Raw genomic sequence first — 15,441 nt, forward strand, 5'->3', positions numbered from 1 at the left:
GACCGAGTTTGGGTACATCTCCTTATTCACGAATAAACGAGGTATCTAAAGCGGCTTTGCCAGAATAAATCTAAAATGAGTGAAGCCAGCTGTTTTTGCTATAAACATGTTTTTATAGAAAGAGAGATAATAAAATGAAAAAAATGATGAATTTAGCTAAATTAGAAAAAACTGGAGTAATCGCGGTTGTTCGCGGTGCGACAAAAGAAGAAGCAATCAAAGCCAGTGAGGCCTTAATCGCTGGTGGCGTAACAGGGATTGAGTTAACTTTCACGGTTCCACAAGCAGATGAAACCATCAAGGAGTTAGTTGAAAGTTATCAAGATCAACCCGATGTAATTATTGGTGCAGGAACTGTCTTGGATGCTACTACGGCTCGCTTGGCGATCATGGCCGGGGCCGAATTTGTAGTTAGCCCATATTTCGATGTGGAAACGGCAAAAATTTGTAATTTGTATCAAATCCCATACTTACCTGGTTGTATGACGATCACAGAAATGAAAGAGGCACTGAAATATGGTGCTGATATTATTAAACTTTTCCCTGGCAGCGCCTTTGGTCCAAGTATTGTCAAAGCTTTCAAAGCCCCACTACCACAATTAAATATTATGCCAACTGGCGGGGTGAGTCTAGCTAATATGGAAGAATGGTTTGAAGCTGGCGTAGTCGCAGTTGGAGTGGGCGGGAATTTATTAGCTCCAGCCGCAACGGGTGATTTTGCAGGAGTCACTGAAATGGCAAAGCAATATATGGATAAATTCCATTCAATTAAGGGGTAATTTTGTATGGCAAAAGTGGTAACACTAGGTGAAATCATGCTTCGCCTTTCAACAAGAGCGGGGACCAGGTTGCAACGTTCAGAAAGTTTATTTGCTCATTATGGAGGCGGCGAAGCGAATGTTGCCGTTTCCTTAGCAAATTATGGTCACGAAGTTTATTTTGCAAGTAAGATCCCAGACAATTCTCTAGGAAGTGGGGTAGTCGAACATCTTCGTCGTTCAAATGTTTCTACCAAATTTTTACTAAAAGGCGGGGAACGCTTGGGCACTTATTACGTGGAAAGTGGTATTGGGGAACGCTCATCAAAAGTTTTATATGATCGTGCTTATTCAAGTTTTGCTCAAATTACTGAAAATGAGTGGGCTGAGTTAGACCTTTTTGAAGGAGTTGATATTTTCCACGTTTCGGGAATTACTCCTGCTTTATCAAGTAGTTGGCGAGCATTAACTTTAGAATTAATTACCACTGCTAAAAAGGCTGGCTGTAAGATAAGCTTTGATATCAATTTTCGTAGCAAGCTTTGGACGCAGAAAGAAGCCGCTGAAACTTTGCAGGTAATCTTACCAAAGGTTGATTATTGTTCTGCTGGGAAATTAGACGCGCTCTATTTGATGGGGATCGAGGAAAAAGAACAAGCGGATCTTACGTATTATTATGAGAAAATCCAAGCATTGTATCCTAATTTGACAGCAATCTATTCAACAAAACGGGTAGTTCATTCGTCAGACGTAAATGATTTAACCGGAACTTTATGGTTGGATAAACAATACTTCGAATCAAAGATGCATGAATTAGATTTTATTATTGATCGTGTGGGTGGCGGAGACGCCTTTGCTGGAGGAATCTTACATGCTTTATTGACAATGAGCAATGGTCAGGACATGGTTGATTTTGCAACGGCTGCGGCCGCCTTGAAGCACACTGTTTACGGAGATGATAATCAATTTAGCGCTATAGAAGTTGAGGAATTTCTGAATTCTAATTCCAGTAAAATTATTCGTTGATTAAAACGGTTTCCTTTAAAGGTATAAAAAAGAACAATCGGTAACACTGCTTCTACAGCGTTACCGATTGTTCTTTTTTTAAGCCACCTGTCGGGCTTGAACCGACGACCTCTTCCTTACCATGGAAACGCTCTACCAGCTGAGCTAAGGCGGCATAGTTATTTAATACAAGATATAGAATAACGAAGTAACGGCTATTTGTCAACTATTGAGAAGGAAAAAATCCGAATGGATAAGGATTAAACCAAGTCGCTTATGAAGCAGCCGCGACTTGGTAATAAAGTTGCTGTGCGAACTCATCGAAACCGTTCTTTTGAGTCCAAACATTGGATAATAAGATGATTCCGGTTTGTCCATCCTTGGAAAAATCAGCGACGGTTTCAAACCGTGCTTTGACACCACGACTATGCATATTATCTTTCATCGTGTAAATCCCACCAGCATATTTTTCGCCAGGATAAGTTCTCCAAAGTTCTGCTCGGTCTTGGGTAGTTAAAAAACGATCATTGTAAAATGCTTGATAGTAGTGATACAAATCCTCAGCAGACATAAAAACATTTCCGGTTCCTAATTCATCAGCGTAAGAGCTGGCAGTCGTATTACTGTAAAGAGGTCCTAAAGGCGAGACTGAATAGGAAAGAGCTTGTTTTTTATTTTTTGTGGAGTAAAAGCTGGTTTCTGTCAGCTTCATTGGCTTGATGATCTCTTTTTCAAAGAGTGCTTGATAATTGGTTTGGTAAACTTGCTCTAAGATACCAGCTAACAAGACGTAGTTAACAGGTTGATAGGAGTAACTGGCGTTTTTAGCGACCGTTGTCTGTTTGACTGTCTCGGCTAAAATTTCTTTTGGATCTAAGGTGTTTAATGCCGCGATTTTCTTTTCATCGATTCGTAAACCGGAACTCATATTTAGCATATCCTTAATCGAGATTATTTCGCTATTGGGAATTTGTGGATAGAAATCACTGAGCTTCTCGTCTAAAAATAATTTGCCAGATTTGACTGCTTGCATGATTAAGTAGGCAGTTTGACCTTTTTGGACGGAACCGATGCAAAATTGTGTCGAGATGGTATTGTAGATTTTTTTAGTTTGATCTTGCCAACCGTAGGCTTTATTTAGAATAATTTTGCCATGCCGGAAAACTAGAACCGTTCCGCTAAAATTTTTCTTCAATAGCTTTTGTTCAATCGAAGCCGAGATTGCGTTTTTTGGTTCAATTGTCTGCTTGTCCGTAGTTTCTGCCACTTTTGGTTGAAAAAAGATCGTTGTTTCAACTGCTTTTTGTTGGTTGTATTTCAGGTAAATTCCGCCGATACCTATTAATAAAAGCAGTAAGCAAAACAGCAGTGGAAGTTTCCGGCTTGCTTCCGTTTTTTTTCGATGCAGTCCTTTTGGCATAAAAATTCTCCTGACAAATTGCTAGATTATGATTGCGCGTTTAATTAAAAATTGCTATTATTATTAAGTATTCTTCCGGCATAGCTCAGTTGGTAGTAGCGCATGACTGTTAATCATGATGTCGTAGGTTCGAGTCCTACTGCCGGAGTAACTAGAGGTGATCATTCGATCATCTCTCTTTTTTTACACCTAATTCATGAAGAAATTGTGAAAAAAAGAGTGAGATACGAAGGAAAGATTGAGGAAAGCATGACCTTTTTTTTAAACTTGGGCAATCCCTTTGAAGTATGAAAAAATCCTCGATATACTAGTTGATGAGGAGGGATACGATGGAAAAACGCGATGCCTATTTTGACAACGCCAAACTTTTCTTGATGATCTTAGTAGTTTTTGGTCATTTCTTACAACCCTTTATCAATGACCATGCTTTTTATAATGATCTTTACTACTTTATTTTTACTTTTCATATGCCAGCCTTCATTTTGATTTCTGGCTATTTTGCTAAGAGTGGGCCAAAGCCAGTCAGTAAATTGGTGAAGAAATTACTGCTGCCGTATATTTTTTTCCAACTCGTTTATTCAGGCTATTATACGTTGATTGGTCTGCAGGATTCCTTCAGTATGGAACTGGGAACACCGCAATGGTCCTTATGGTTTTTACTGAGTCTCTTTTGCTGGAATCTGTTTCTGCATCTGACTCGCCGTTTTTCGGTCAAGCAAGTAGTAATCGGCAGTGTGATCGTCGCGGTCTTGGTAGGCTACTTTCCGATTTTTGATCGCTTTTTAGCGATGCAACGGACGCTGACCTTTTTCCCATACTTTATGGTTGGTTATTGGTTGCCGAAAACTTCTATCGAGAAGGTGAAGCAGTATCCGAAAAAATGGCTGGCACCCATTTTATTTGGCGGTTTGTTTCTGTTTATTCAAGGCAACGATCTGATCAATAAATATTGGGTCTTTGGGTCGAAACCCTATCAAGATTATTTGAATCAGCCGTTATTGGGCGGCCCCCAACGTTTGATTTTTTTCGCGGCAGGACTGATTGGAATTACCGCCTTCTTACTTTTAGTACCAAAACGCCGGTATTTCTTTTCTCACTGGGGGAAAAATACGCTGACGGTTTATCTGCTCCACGGCTTTTTAGTCAAAGGTCTGCGAGCCTTAGATTTCGACATTGAAATTAATACGTTGGAAGTAGTGCTTTTATTTGCTGCCAGCACCTTACTGACGGTTCTGCTTTCAAGCAAACGCTTCGGTAGCTGGATCGCTAAAGGCAAACAAGCCTTACAGCCGAGTTTGTAAACTAATTGTCTCTTTGCCTCATTAAGCGTAAAATGGGTGCAAGGAGGCGTTTTTTTATGTCAAAAATTGAAAATGAACGTACACAAGCTTTTCGAGAAGCTTTTGCAAAAAATTCTAAACAAGTTGCCTTGCAACGAGGAGTCGTTAAAAACGGTATCCGGGCCTCTGCTGAAAATGTGCAGACCCATGTAGAAAATACGCCGGTCTTTTCCATTGATCTTGCTACCGGAAAAGTTGCCAATCAAAAACAATCAGGTCGCTGCTGGATGTTCGCGGCGTTGAATACTTTCCGTCATAAACTATTGACTACCTTCCAGTTGAAGGACTTTGAGCTTTCGCAAAATTACACCTTCTTTTGGGATAAGTATGAAAAAGCGAATTATTTCTACGAAAATATTCTTGCAACGGCGGAACAACCTACGGCAAGCCGTGAGGTAGCCTTCTTAATGCAAACACCGCAACAAGATGGCGGACAATGGGATATGATCGTGTCATTGTTTCAAAAATATGGTGTCGTGCCAAAAGCGGTAATGCCAGAAAGCAGCAGCAGCTCAAATTCTCGCGATCTAAACAATTACTTGAATAAATTATTACGCAAGCATGCGGTCCTGCTACGCCAAATGGTGGCTGAAGAAGCGACGGCTGAAGAAATTCAAGCCAATCGTGAAGCGATGCTGCAAGAGGTTTACAATCTGTTAGCAATCTCGTTAGGCACTCCGCCGGAAGTCTTTGATTTTGAATACCGTGATGAAGAAAAAAATTATCACTTGGACCAAGCTTTAACACCGCAAAACTTTTACGAAAAATATGTTGGGGTGAACTTAGAGGATTACGTCAGTATTATCAATGCACCAACCGCGGACAAACCCTTTATGCGCTCCTACACTGTCGATATGCTAGGCAATGTAGTGGCTGGCAAGCAAGTGAAGTATTTGAACCTTGAAATGGAAGACTTCAAGGCCTTGGCTGTCAAACAGTTAGAACAAGGCGAATCGGTTTGGTTTGGTTGTGATGTTGGTCAATCATCCACAAGAGACAGCGGGATCATGGCGTTAGACGCTTATGATGTGGAAGATTTGTTTGATGTGGACCTGACCATGACTAAGGCGGAACGTTTGGATTACGGTGAAAGTATGATGACTCACGCGATGGTCTTGACGGGTGTTGATATCATCAACGAACAATCTAAGAAATGGAAAGTTGAAAATAGCTGGGGCGAAAAAGTCGGTGACAAAGGCTTCTTCGTTATGAGCGACGAATGGATGGATGAATACACCTATCAAATCGTTGTTCGTAAGGAATTTTTAACGCCGGAGCAGTTGTCGGCTTTTGAAGCAGAGCCAACTGTTTTAGCACCGTGGGACCCAATGGGGGCATTAGCTTAAGCAGGAAGGGTCTGAAGCACTTGTGCTTCAGATCCTTTTTAAATTCGTGCTTTCGGAACCGAAAAAGCGTTTTCTTTGAGGTTGTGCTATACTTTTAGCAAAAAGGAGGTTGGTATGATGACAAAACATTTAGCTGTCCAACACGCGGAGAATATGCGAGAGCTTGGCGGATATGAGACAAAGGACGGACGCAAAATTGCACCAAAAAAATTAATCCGTTCAGCCAACATCAATCATTTAGACGAAGAGGATAAAACCTATTTAAGCAATTATGGAATCAAAAAGGTGGTTGATTTTCGTTCGTTGGAAGAACGGACGTCACAGCCAGATCAAGATATTCCAGAGGCGGAGAATATCTTCTTACCTATTTTTCCGATTGAAGAAACAGAGACAGCCTCTGCTTCTCCGAAAAAAATGTTGTCGCGCATGTAGGATGGCGAAGCTGCCTTCCAGCAAATGATTGATGTCTATACCCATTTTGTCACTGACGCGCATGTGCGGAAACAATACCGGAAGTTTTTTGACTTAGTGCTGGGAAATACTGGCGAAGCCGAAAGTCTACTATTCCATTGTACTGCTGGCAAAGATCGGACTGGCTTTGGAGCGATGCTATTATTGGAAGGTTTAGGAGTAGATACCGATACCGTGATGAAGGATTATCTGGCAACTAACCGCTATTTGAAGAAGGTTGTTCAAGAAATGTACAAAAAAGCGGAGCACGCGGGCGTTCCAGCCAATGCGTTGCATGGCATCGAAGATATGATGACAGCCAAAGAAGCGTATTTGCAAACGAGCTTTGATCAAATCAAAGAACACTATGGAAGCATCTCAGAATTTATTCAAAAAGGCATCGGTGTGACTCAAGGAGAAATGAACGATTTACAAAAAATATACTTGTTGTAAGGAGTTGACGAGATGGAAACGTTGCTGAAGTATTTGAAGTTGCAGGACAAAGCCTTGCCAATTGCTGGCGGAGATATTAACCAAGCATTTCGTGTTACCGATGGACAGCAAGACTATTTTTTGAAATATCATCCTCAAATGACGGCCGATTTCTTTCAAGCTGAAGTAGACGGATTGGCTGAGTTAGCTAAAGTCGTTCGAGTGCCGCAAGTACATGAAAATGGTTCCTTTGAAGACGCTGCTTATCTTTTGATGGAGTGGATCGAACCTGGAGAAGGGGACCAAAAGGACTTGGCGAAAGATTTAGGCCGTATCCATCACGTAAAGGCTGATCAATTTGGCTATGCAGCCGATAATTTTATGGGCTTATTGCCGCAGCGCAACACCTTGTTAGATAATTGGTGGGATTTTTATTTTACCAATCGTTTGGAGGTGCAGATTCAATTAGCCAATGATCGAAATCGTTGGACGAAGCGTCGCGAAGAAAATTATCAGCGTTTCAAAAAGTGGGTCTATCAGCAGTGGGGCGATATGACCGTTGAGCCAACGCTGCTCCACGGTGATTTTTGGAGTGGCAATACGTTTTTTGATACGAAAGGACAGCCGATATTTGTTGATCCAGCCGTCTCGTATGGTCATCGAGAAATGGATATCGCTATGTCACAGCTTTTTGGCGGGTTCCGACAAGAGTTTATCGATGCCTATCAGGAGACATTTCCGATGCGAGCAGGTTGGCAAGATCGGATTTTGATTTATCAGTTATACTATTTATTGGTTCATTTAAATATTTTTGGTGAGAGCTATGGCGATGCGGTGGATCGTGTCTTAGCTTTAGGCCAAGTCTAATTGTTGTGCTATTATTTAAAAGCAGCAAATAAGTTTCGTACAAATGAATGTATAGGTACGAAATAGCAGGAGGAAAGGTATTGGGAAAGAGATATACCATTGAACACGAAGTTGCCTATTATGAATGTGACATCAATCAAAATATCACATTTCCGGCATTACTAAGTATTGCCATTAAAGCATCCTCGGATCAAAGCGATGAATTAAATCGAGGAACGGACTTCATTAATACACTAGGAATTACTTGGGTGATCACCCAGACAGAAGTAACGATTCAACGTCTGCCGCAAGTGGGAGAACAGATTCGGATCGTGACTGAACCGACTGAATTTAATCGATTCTTTTGTTATCGTAGCTATTGGGTTTATGATGCCAACGATGAAGAGTTAGTGAAGATAGACATGTCCTTTGTCTTAATGGATATTGAAAATCGGAAGATGAGTAGCGTGGATGCAGACCTAATGGCGCCTTATGAATCGCCTCAGGTGAAAAAAATTCGCCGCTGGCCGAAGATCGAAAAGGTCGGAGGGGAACAAAAACAACTGTATCATGTGCGCTATTATGATCTCGACAGTAATCATCACGTAAACAATGCGATGTATTTCAACTGGCTGATCGATGTTTTAGGCTATGATTTCATGACGAAGCACCAGCCGACCTATGTCAATGTGAAATTTGATAAAGAAGTGCTGTATGGCAACGACATCGAAAGTTTTTATGAAATTATTGAAGCAGAGGAAGTAAAGACGCGGCATGAGATTCGTTTAGGTGAACAGCTTGCTTGCGAAGCGAATATTTTATGGAAAAAAAGTTGAATCGAGGGCCAGAACGCCTCTTCTAAAAGCTAGGCTTTTAGAAGAGCAGAGCTGCTCGATTCAACTTTTTTTTATTTTTAAAGGAGTATGCCTGTTCTATAATTAAGAATATTGAAATGGCAGTTTTAGTGATGGCCAGCTTATTTGTTAAGCCTTTCTACTCTTCCATAAATTGTTTTAGTTCGGCTTGATTCAAATGGGCATTCAAAGCGATCAATAATTTTATCCGGGCCTTTTGGCTATTGATTCCGTTACAGAAAATCACACCGTGCTGAGCTAACTCGACACCGCCGCCATGATAATCATAGACCGGTTCGGCGATTCCATTGAAGCAGCGAGAAACCAAGACAATCGGCAGCCCTTTTTCTAATAAATGATAAAAAGGCGGCAAGGTTTGAGGAGGTAAATTACCAGCGCCTAAGGCTTCTACAACCAGCCCATCGACTTTGATTCCTTGATCTAGTAATTCAAAGAAATCTCCTTGCATTCCGGCAAAGACTTTTACGATAGGGATCAGGGCGTCAAAGCTTTCGATGTCATAATGAGTGGCTTTTGGTAATTCTTGTTTGAACAAAATTTTTGATTTTGTTACCAAGCCGATTGGTCCTAATGTTGGTGTTCTAAAGGTAGCGACATTTGTCGTATGGGTTTTAGTCACGTAGCGGGCACTGTGGACTTCATCATTCATCACGACTAAGACCCCTTTGTCACGAGCACTATCTGAAGCGGCAACCCGAATCGCACATTCAAAATTGTATAAACCGTCACTGCCCAGTTCATTGATGGAGCGCATTGCCCCAGTCAAGATAATGGGTAATAGATCGCCAATGGTGACTTCCAAAAAATAGGCAGTCTCTTCCAAGGTGTCAGTCCCATGAGTAATCACGACACTGTCGATATCGGCTGCTTTGGCGGTCTTAATCCGTTCTTTTAACTTGAACATGGTTTCAACGGTAATATGAGGGGAAGGCAGATTTGAAAAATCTTCGACGATCAATTCAATCTCTGCTGGTAATCGCAATTCTTGGCCAGCAGCTAGTAAAGGATTTTTTTTATCTGGACGTACTGCACCGTCAGCATCCTGACTCATTGAGATCGTCCCACCGGTGTGTAAAATCAAAATCCGTTTCATTTTCATTACTCCATTCGTTAGTTGCGCATTCTCACAACTTTTTTGCTATGCTTATTGTATACTAAGGAGCAAAGAGAGGCTAGGATACTATGATTCGAATTGGATTAACTTCTTTTAATGAACACAGCAGCTTGACCGGCAAGAAAAGCTCTTCGTTATATGAATATGCCGGCTACTTGCCTTTAGTGGAATTAGATACGAATTATTACGGGATTACCCGAAAAAGTACCGTCGAAAATTGGCTGACGCAAGTTCCGGCAGATTTTCGCTTTGTGGTGAAGCTCTATTCAGGATTTACCGGACAAAGCAAATGGCAAGACAGCTATGGTTCACTGACTGAGTTGCAGACGCATTTTTTAGAGACGATGGCGCCGATGATTGAAAGCAATAAATTATTTTGTTTCTTAGCGCAGTTTCCTGCTCAATTTAAATGTACAAAAGAAAATGTCGCCTACTTAGAAACGTTGCGAAATTTATTTCCAGACTTACCGGTGGCGGTGGAATTAAGAGATTACAGCTGGTATAGCGAAGAATTCGTTACTAAGACCCATAAACTGATGGAAAAATTGGCTTTCAGCTTAGTGATGGTGGATGAGCCGCAACTACCAGATACCGTTCCTCTGGATACGACCGTCACTAATTCAGACTTCAGCTTGTTTCGTTTTCACGGCAGAAACCAAGCCTACTGGAACGACCGGACAGGCGATTGGCGAAAGAAACGGACACTTTATCGTTACACTGCCGCTGAGTTGGAAACATTGGCGGAAAAAATTAAAAGGGTGGATCAGGCTTCTAATCAAGTAGGTATCATCTTTAACAATAATTCTGGTGGCGATGCCGCGGATAATGCTTTACAATTAAAAAAAATCTTGGATTTAAACTATGAAGGATTGAATCCAAGTCAAATGGACTTATTTTAAATGAGGGGACACTATGATAAAAGCTATTTTTTTTGATATTGACGGGACATTGATCACCAGTGATTCAAAGGTTCTTACTAGCACGAGAGAAGCGATTCAAGCGGCGCAAGAGCGTGGTATTCTCTGCGGTATCGCTACAGGGAGAGGTCCAGTCAAAATTGAAGAGCGGATCGATCAGCTGCCGTTGGACATGTTCGTGACGTATAATGGCCAATTGGTGTATACAAGAGACCAAACGATTTATCAACGTCCGTTTTCTAAAGAGATATTGCAAAAAATCGTTGATTTCGCCGATGACGAACATCGTCAGATTATTTTTGGTGCTCTCGACCGGATGGATGGCAGCCACTTAATGAAGTGGTCGCAAAATAAATTATTAAAAAAAATCGCTGCTTGGATGCCAACTTGGTTCCCCGTTAAAACAACGCGTAAATTATTGCAGTCCTTCAGTCCCAATCGGAAAAAGGGCCGTTACAAAGAATTATCGATCTTACAAGAACCGATTTATCAATGTGTGCTCTTCAGCGCCGAGACCGAAGCAGCAAAATTGCGGCGGCTATTACCTGAGTGTTCTTTTCAACGCTCCAATCCTTACGCCGTTGATATTGTGCCTAAAAATGGTTCGAAGTATCAAGGAATTTTAAAATATACTGAGGCGTTTGGGATTAAACTTGAAGAAGTAATCGTTTTTGGCGATCATTACAATGATATGGAAATGATCCAAAAAGCCGGGATTGGTGTTGCGATGGGTAATGGTCTGGCTGAAGTCAAACAAGCGGCCGATTATGTCACTGCGACGAATGAGCATGATGGTATTTATCAAGCGCTAAAGCATTTTGAAATAATTTAGAAATGAGCAAAGAAAATGACAAAAGAACCGTATCAAATGGCCCGTGAATTTCATCAAACCTTTGAACCACAGCCGCCAGCAACACCCCAAGCTTTTTCAACCGAACGCGGAAGCTTTCGCGCGGGCTTCAAAGTAGAAGAAATCGTTGAATTTTTATATGGTACAGCAGAAGGCGACACTGTCAAATTTGAAGAGCTGGTAACCGAGCTGCATAAAAGTGTTGACCAGGCCAAAGCAAAGGTTTTGGAAAAAGCTGAACCGGTAGAAGATCCGTTGGTGGCGCAAGTCGATGCCTTAACCGATTTATTATACTTTACCTATGGCTCCTTCGCCTTGATCGGTGTCGATCCTAAACCAATCTTCGAAATCGTGCATCAAGCGAACATGGGTAAAGTTTTCCCTGATGGCAAGCCCCGCTATCATCCCGTGACGAACAAGGTAATGAAGCCTGATAATTGGCAGGCTGACTTTGCACCAGAACCCTTAATCAAAAAAGAATTAGACAAACAAAAAGGAAAAGCTCAATGACAATGAGCTTTTCCTTTTTGCTAGTTTTTCTTTACGCTTTAGCGTATTAGAAAAATGGTATGCGCAGAGAAGATGAGAATTCATTTTCCGATTTTGGAAAATGGAACTTCTATTAAAGAGCTAGCTGGCAGCTTTTTTACCTGCCTACATCTATTAGTCAAAGAAGGTATAGTAAAGCGAGCGTACTGCTAAGCGTTCTTGTTCACTGCGGATTGTAAAGATAATGCTGCGTTCATCGGCCCCTTGGGAAATCATCCGCAAATTGACATTCTTGCGGGCTAAGGCAGCGGTACTATCTGAGGTGGTACCGGGGCGTTCCCGCATTCCTTCACCAACTAAAGCTACGACAGATAAGCCGTGTTCAATGGATAAATGGTCGGGCTGGATTTCTTCTTCGATCCGTTTCATTAACGCTGCTTCAGTATCACGAGTTAACTGGCGCTCACGTAAAATGATGGAGATGTCATCAATCCCCGAAGGCATATGTTCAAAACCGATATGCAGATCCTCTAAAATTTGGAGAATGCGGCGCACGATTCCCACTTCCCGGTTTAATAAATATTTTCCGACAGTGATCCCGCAGAAACCACCGTCACTGGCAACACCAACGACCTCGTTCCGGTTTTTATTTTCAAAGGATTTTTGGATCAAGGTTCCCTGGCATTCCGGATTATTGGTATTTTTAATGATCACCGGAATTTTTGCTTTGTAAGAAGGCATCAATGCTTCATCATGAAAGACAGTGAAGCCGGCATAGGTCAGTTCGCGGATTTCACGATAGGTCGCGTACTCGATCAGTTCTGGTTCGTGAATGTATTTTGGACTGGCAGCATAAATACCGTCCACATCGGTAAAGTTTTCATAGAGATCAACTTGCATCCCAGCAGCCACGATGGAGCCGGTGATGTCTGATCCGCCGCGTGAAAATGTGCAGACGTGCCCATCTTCGGTATAGCCAAAAAAGCCAGGAATGATCAAAATTTCTTCAGAATCCCGCCATTGATACATTTTTTCGTAGGATTTTTCAAGAATGCGGGCATTTTGAGGTTCGTTGGAAACTAGGATGCCTAATTCTTTTGGATTAATATAGCGGGCATTTACGCCACTTTTTTGAAAACAGGCCGCAATTAGCTGAGCATTTAAATTCTCACCGCTGGCTAAGAAACTATCTAAAGCGTAAGGGTCCGTTTCATCAAAATTTTCTTGCAGAGCTTTTAGTTCTGCGTAAAAAGGTTTTTTTATGCTTTCTTCTACCTGAAACTCTGTGGCTATTTCGGTGTAACGTGAGACGATCTCACGAATGACTTCTTCAGCAGGCTGTTTGTACAAGACAGCATTGTAAAATTGAATTAATAAGTCGGTGACTTTTTTGTCTTTATTGTTTCGCTTTCCCGGAGCAGAAACAACCACGAAGCGGCGACTGTTGTCGGCAGTAACGATGGCTAAGACCTTTTTTAGTTGTTCAGCTGAAGCAACAGAGCTTCCGCCAAATTTAATTACTTTCACGTTAATCACCTCTCGTTTTAATGTTTTTCTAATATTAGCGGAAAACCCGTACAATTTCAAGAGGCTTTCTGTCATCGTTTGGTAGAAAAAAAGATAAAATTACACTTTTCTTAATTTTATTACATTGAAGCGATTTTTAAAAAATGCTAATATGAGGAGTGGTTGTGCAAAAAAATCGTCGTATTTAAAAGTACATAGTGAAGAGAAAAGTCTTTTGTGTTATAATCTACGTTAGATGTTTTTGCCAAAAAACTGAAAATAAATGCACCATTAAATAAAATTAATCTTGATCGCTGAAAGGAAAATCATACATGGGAAGTAATGTAATCATAGGGATTGTTATCGGTTTGGTCGTGTTGGCCGCCGTTTTATACTTGATTGGTTATCTGATGAAGAAAAAAAATCAAGATCGCTTAAAAGAACTTGATAAAAGGAAAGAAGCGTTATTCGATCTTCCTGTCGTGGAAGAAGTCGACGAAGTGAAAAAAATGCATCTCGTCGGTCAAAGTCAAAATACTTTCCGTGAATGGAATCAGAAATGGACCGATGTTTCGACGAAATCTTTTGCTGAATTGGAAAGCCAAATTTTTGAAGTTGAAAGTCAAAATGAGACCTTCCGTTTCATGAAAGGCAAATCAGCCATCGAAAGTGCTGAACGCACGATGACGGAGATGGAAGAAGAAGTCGAAGGCATTCGGACTGGCTTAAAAGAGTTACGTGAAACAGAAGAACGTAATTCATTAGCAGTTCAACAAGCGTTAGATGTGTTTGAAGAATTAAAAACAGACTTAAAAGAAAAGAAAGACAATTTTGGTCCAGCCTTACCAGAGATTCAAAAGCAGGTCAAAAATGTTGAAATCGAATTTACTCAATTCGTAACCTTGAACACTTCAGGTGATCCCATCGAAGCACGAGAAGTGTTAGATGACGCTGAAAAGCATACCTATGAAGTGCAAGCAATGATGCAAAAAGTTCCAGCTCTTTATGAAGACTTGGACAAAACATTCCCTAGCCAAATTGATGAACTTGAAAAGACCCACAAAAAAATGATGGCTGATGACTTTGTCTTGCCAGAAGATAATTTCGAAGAACGTTTAGGACAAGTCAAAAAACATGTCGAACGCTCATTGGAAGATCTAGAAAAAATCGAGCTAGGTACAGTGGAAACTGCCAACAAAGAAACAGCTGAGCTAATCGATGATTTATATACAACATTAGAAAAAGAATTTGAAGCGAAAAAATATGTCTTAACAAATCGCAAAACGATCGGTGAATACATTTCGCACGCATCTCGCAACAATCATCAGCTGATGGTAGAGTTAGATCATACATCACAAAGCTATGCCCTAAACAATAACGAATTAGGTCGCGCTCGCGGGTTCCAAACCGAGATCGAAGAGTTAGAACGCCGTAACCGCAACATGGAACCACAAATCGATAAACATGAATTGCCTTACTCAGAAGTTCAAGTCTTTTATAAAGATGCCTTCAAAGTCTTAGACGATATCGAAACTAAACAAGTTGAGATCGATGAAGATTTACACGAGTTACGCAAAGGGGAGAAAGAAGCCTCTGAAAAAATCGAGAAATACGAATTCCGTTTACGTAATCTAAAACGTTACGTGGAACAACAACGTTTACCAGGCTTACCAGGGGATTACTTAGAATTCTTCTTCGTGGCAACAGATCGTGTAGAAGAATTAAGCAAGTCATTAAACAAAATTCGTATCAATATGCAGGACATCAACAAATTGGTCAGCCTTTGTGACGAAGATATAGAATTATTAGATCAAAAGACTTATGACTTAGTTGATGCCGCAGCGTTGACTGAACAAATGATGCAATATGCGAACCGTTACCGTCATACTCACCCTGATATCAAGGTGGCGATCGATAACAGCTTGGAATTATTCAACAAAGAATACCGTTACCAAGATGCCTTAGATGAGATCGGCACGGCTTTGGAACGAGTAGAGCCAGGCGCCTTCAAACGCATTGAAGATTTCTATTTTAATAACCGAGATTTAGTCTAAGCTGAGCAAAATGCTCAGCTTTTTTTTGCGAGTTCCACT

At 41.0% G+C, this 15,441-nt stretch carries 13 protein-coding genes, 2 tRNA genes and 1 pseudogene; 12 read left to right on the forward strand and 4 right to left on the reverse strand.

The annotated features are described in order from the left end of the window. Positions 1-134: 134 nt before the first annotated feature. Positions 135-779 carry a bifunctional 4-hydroxy-2-oxoglutarate aldolase/2-dehydro-3-deoxy-phosphogluconate aldolase gene (locus IGI54_RS02440; RefSeq protein ID WP_430621073.1) on the forward strand — a complete coding sequence of 215 codons (645 nt, stop codon included), beginning with the start codon at positions 135-137 and terminating at the stop codon, positions 777-779. Positions 780-785: 6 nt separating this feature from the next. Further along, on the forward strand, positions 786-1,784 hold the full coding sequence (locus tag IGI54_RS02445; RefSeq protein WP_430621074.1) for a sugar kinase: 999 nt from the start codon (positions 786-788) through the stop codon (positions 1,782-1,784). 81 nt (positions 1,785-1,865) lie between these two features. Here IGI54_RS02445 and IGI54_RS02450 read toward each other — a convergent pair. Both IGI54_RS02450 and IGI54_RS02455 read right to left on the reverse strand, forming a co-directional pair. Then, positions 1,866-1,938 (reverse strand) — tRNA-Thr (locus IGI54_RS02450). 99 nt (positions 1,939-2,037) lie between these two features. Continuing rightward, positions 2,038-3,183, reverse strand: coding sequence for a serine hydrolase domain-containing protein (locus IGI54_RS02455; RefSeq protein WP_430621075.1), 1,146 nt, complete (start codon positions 3,181-3,183; stop codon positions 2,038-2,040). Positions 3,184-3,257: 74 nt separating this feature from the next. Between IGI54_RS02455 and IGI54_RS02460 the strand changes: the two genes are divergently transcribed. The 6 genes and pseudogenes from IGI54_RS02460 to IGI54_RS02485 all read left to right on the forward strand — a co-directional run bounded on the left by IGI54_RS02460 (position 3,258) and on the right by IGI54_RS02485 (position 8,433). Further along, positions 3,258-3,331: transfer RNA gene (locus IGI54_RS02460), tRNA-Asn, on the forward strand. 181 nt (positions 3,332-3,512) lie between these two features. After that, a complete protein-coding gene (locus tag IGI54_RS02465) occupies positions 3,513-4,484 on the forward strand; it encodes an acyltransferase family protein (protein WP_430621076.1) in 972 nt (323 codons plus the stop codon). Between the two features lie 56 nt (positions 4,485-4,540). Next, positions 4,541-5,869: an aminopeptidase C gene (locus IGI54_RS02470; protein WP_430621077.1), complete on the forward strand. Its 1,329-nt coding sequence runs from the start codon at positions 4,541-4,543 to the stop codon at positions 5,867-5,869. 117 nt (positions 5,870-5,986) lie between these two features. Next, a pseudogene (locus IGI54_RS02475) lies at positions 5,987-6,772 on the forward strand (tyrosine-protein phosphatase). A 12-nt stretch (positions 6,773-6,784) separates the two neighbouring features. Then, a complete protein-coding gene (locus IGI54_RS02480; RefSeq protein WP_216429476.1) occupies positions 6,785-7,618 on the forward strand; it encodes a fructosamine kinase family protein in 834 nt (277 codons plus the stop codon). A gap of 80 nt (positions 7,619-7,698) precedes the next feature. Next, on the forward strand, positions 7,699-8,433 hold the full coding sequence (locus IGI54_RS02485; protein ID WP_430621078.1) for an acyl-[acyl-carrier-protein] thioesterase: 735 nt from the start codon (positions 7,699-7,701) through the stop codon (positions 8,431-8,433). Between the two features lie 157 nt (positions 8,434-8,590). On the opposite strand, the gene IGI54_RS02490 is transcribed toward IGI54_RS02485, so the two are convergent. Then, positions 8,591-9,565, reverse strand: a complete 975-nt coding sequence (locus tag IGI54_RS02490; RefSeq protein WP_430621079.1) for an asparaginase — start codon at positions 9,563-9,565, stop codon at positions 8,591-8,593. Between the two features lie 89 nt (positions 9,566-9,654). On the opposite strand from IGI54_RS02490, the gene IGI54_RS02495 reads away from it, so the two are divergent. Genes IGI54_RS02495 through IGI54_RS02505 form a run of 3 tightly spaced genes read left to right on the forward strand, consistent with a single transcriptional unit; the run spans position 9,655 to position 11,863 of the window. Then, a complete protein-coding gene (locus IGI54_RS02495; RefSeq protein ID WP_430621080.1) occupies positions 9,655-10,485 on the forward strand; it encodes a DUF72 domain-containing protein in 831 nt (276 codons plus the stop codon). Between the two features lie 13 nt (positions 10,486-10,498). After that, positions 10,499-11,335, forward strand: a complete 837-nt coding sequence (locus IGI54_RS02500; RefSeq protein ID WP_430621081.1) for a Cof-type HAD-IIB family hydrolase — start codon at positions 10,499-10,501, stop codon at positions 11,333-11,335. 15 nt (positions 11,336-11,350) lie between these two features. Continuing rightward, positions 11,351-11,863, forward strand: a complete 513-nt coding sequence (locus IGI54_RS02505) for an HAD family hydrolase (protein ID WP_379946518.1) — start codon at positions 11,351-11,353, stop codon at positions 11,861-11,863. A gap of 153 nt (positions 11,864-12,016) precedes the next feature. Here the strand turns inward: IGI54_RS02505 and IGI54_RS02510 are convergent, their stop codons facing one another. Next, positions 12,017-13,369 carry an aspartate kinase gene (locus IGI54_RS02510; protein WP_430621082.1) on the reverse strand — a complete coding sequence of 451 codons (1,353 nt, stop codon included), beginning with the start codon at positions 13,367-13,369 and terminating at the stop codon, positions 12,017-12,019. A 311-nt stretch (positions 13,370-13,680) separates the two neighbouring features. Between IGI54_RS02510 and IGI54_RS02515 the strand changes: the two genes are divergently transcribed. Further along, complete coding sequence (locus IGI54_RS02515; protein WP_071862336.1) at positions 13,681-15,402, forward strand: septation ring formation regulator EzrA; 1,722 nt, start codon at positions 13,681-13,683, stop codon at positions 15,400-15,402. Positions 15,403-15,441 lie beyond the last annotated feature (39 nt).

Source organism: Enterococcus sp. DIV0800, assembly GCF_050559735.1.
GTDB lineage: Bacteria > Bacillota > Bacilli > Lactobacillales > Enterococcaceae > Enterococcus_A > Enterococcus_A devriesei.

Bases quoted from the DNA above. Each gene is read 5' to 3' on its own strand.
- IGI54_RS02470 (WP_430621077.1), top strand. From the start codon at position 4,541: ATGTCAAAAATTGAAAATGAACGTACACAAGCTTTTCGAGAAGCTTTT.
- IGI54_RS02455 (WP_430621075.1), bottom strand. From the start codon at position 3,183: ATGCCAAAAGGACTGCATCGAAAAAAAACGGAAGCAAGCCGGAAACTT.
- IGI54_RS02445 (WP_430621074.1), top strand. From the start codon at position 786: ATGGCAAAAGTGGTAACACTAGGTGAAATCATGCTTCGCCTTTCAACA.
- IGI54_RS02440 (WP_430621073.1), top strand. From the start codon at position 135: ATGAAAAAAATGATGAATTTAGCTAAATTAGAAAAAACTGGAGTAATC.
- IGI54_RS02465 (WP_430621076.1), top strand. From the start codon at position 3,513: ATGGAAAAACGCGATGCCTATTTTGACAACGCCAAACTTTTCTTGATG.
- IGI54_RS02495 (WP_430621080.1), top strand. From the start codon at position 9,655: ATGATTCGAATTGGATTAACTTCTTTTAATGAACACAGCAGCTTGACC.
- IGI54_RS02515 (WP_071862336.1), top strand. From the start codon at position 13,681: ATGGGAAGTAATGTAATCATAGGGATTGTTATCGGTTTGGTCGTGTTG.
- IGI54_RS02500 (WP_430621081.1), top strand. From the start codon at position 10,499: ATGATAAAAGCTATTTTTTTTGATATTGACGGGACATTGATCACCAGT.
- IGI54_RS02490 (WP_430621079.1), bottom strand. From the start codon at position 9,565: ATGAAACGGATTTTGATTTTACACACCGGTGGGACGATCTCAATGAGT.
- IGI54_RS02480 (WP_216429476.1), top strand. From the start codon at position 6,785: ATGGAAACGTTGCTGAAGTATTTGAAGTTGCAGGACAAAGCCTTGCCA.
- IGI54_RS02505 (WP_379946518.1), top strand. From the start codon at position 11,351: ATGACAAAAGAACCGTATCAAATGGCCCGTGAATTTCATCAAACCTTT.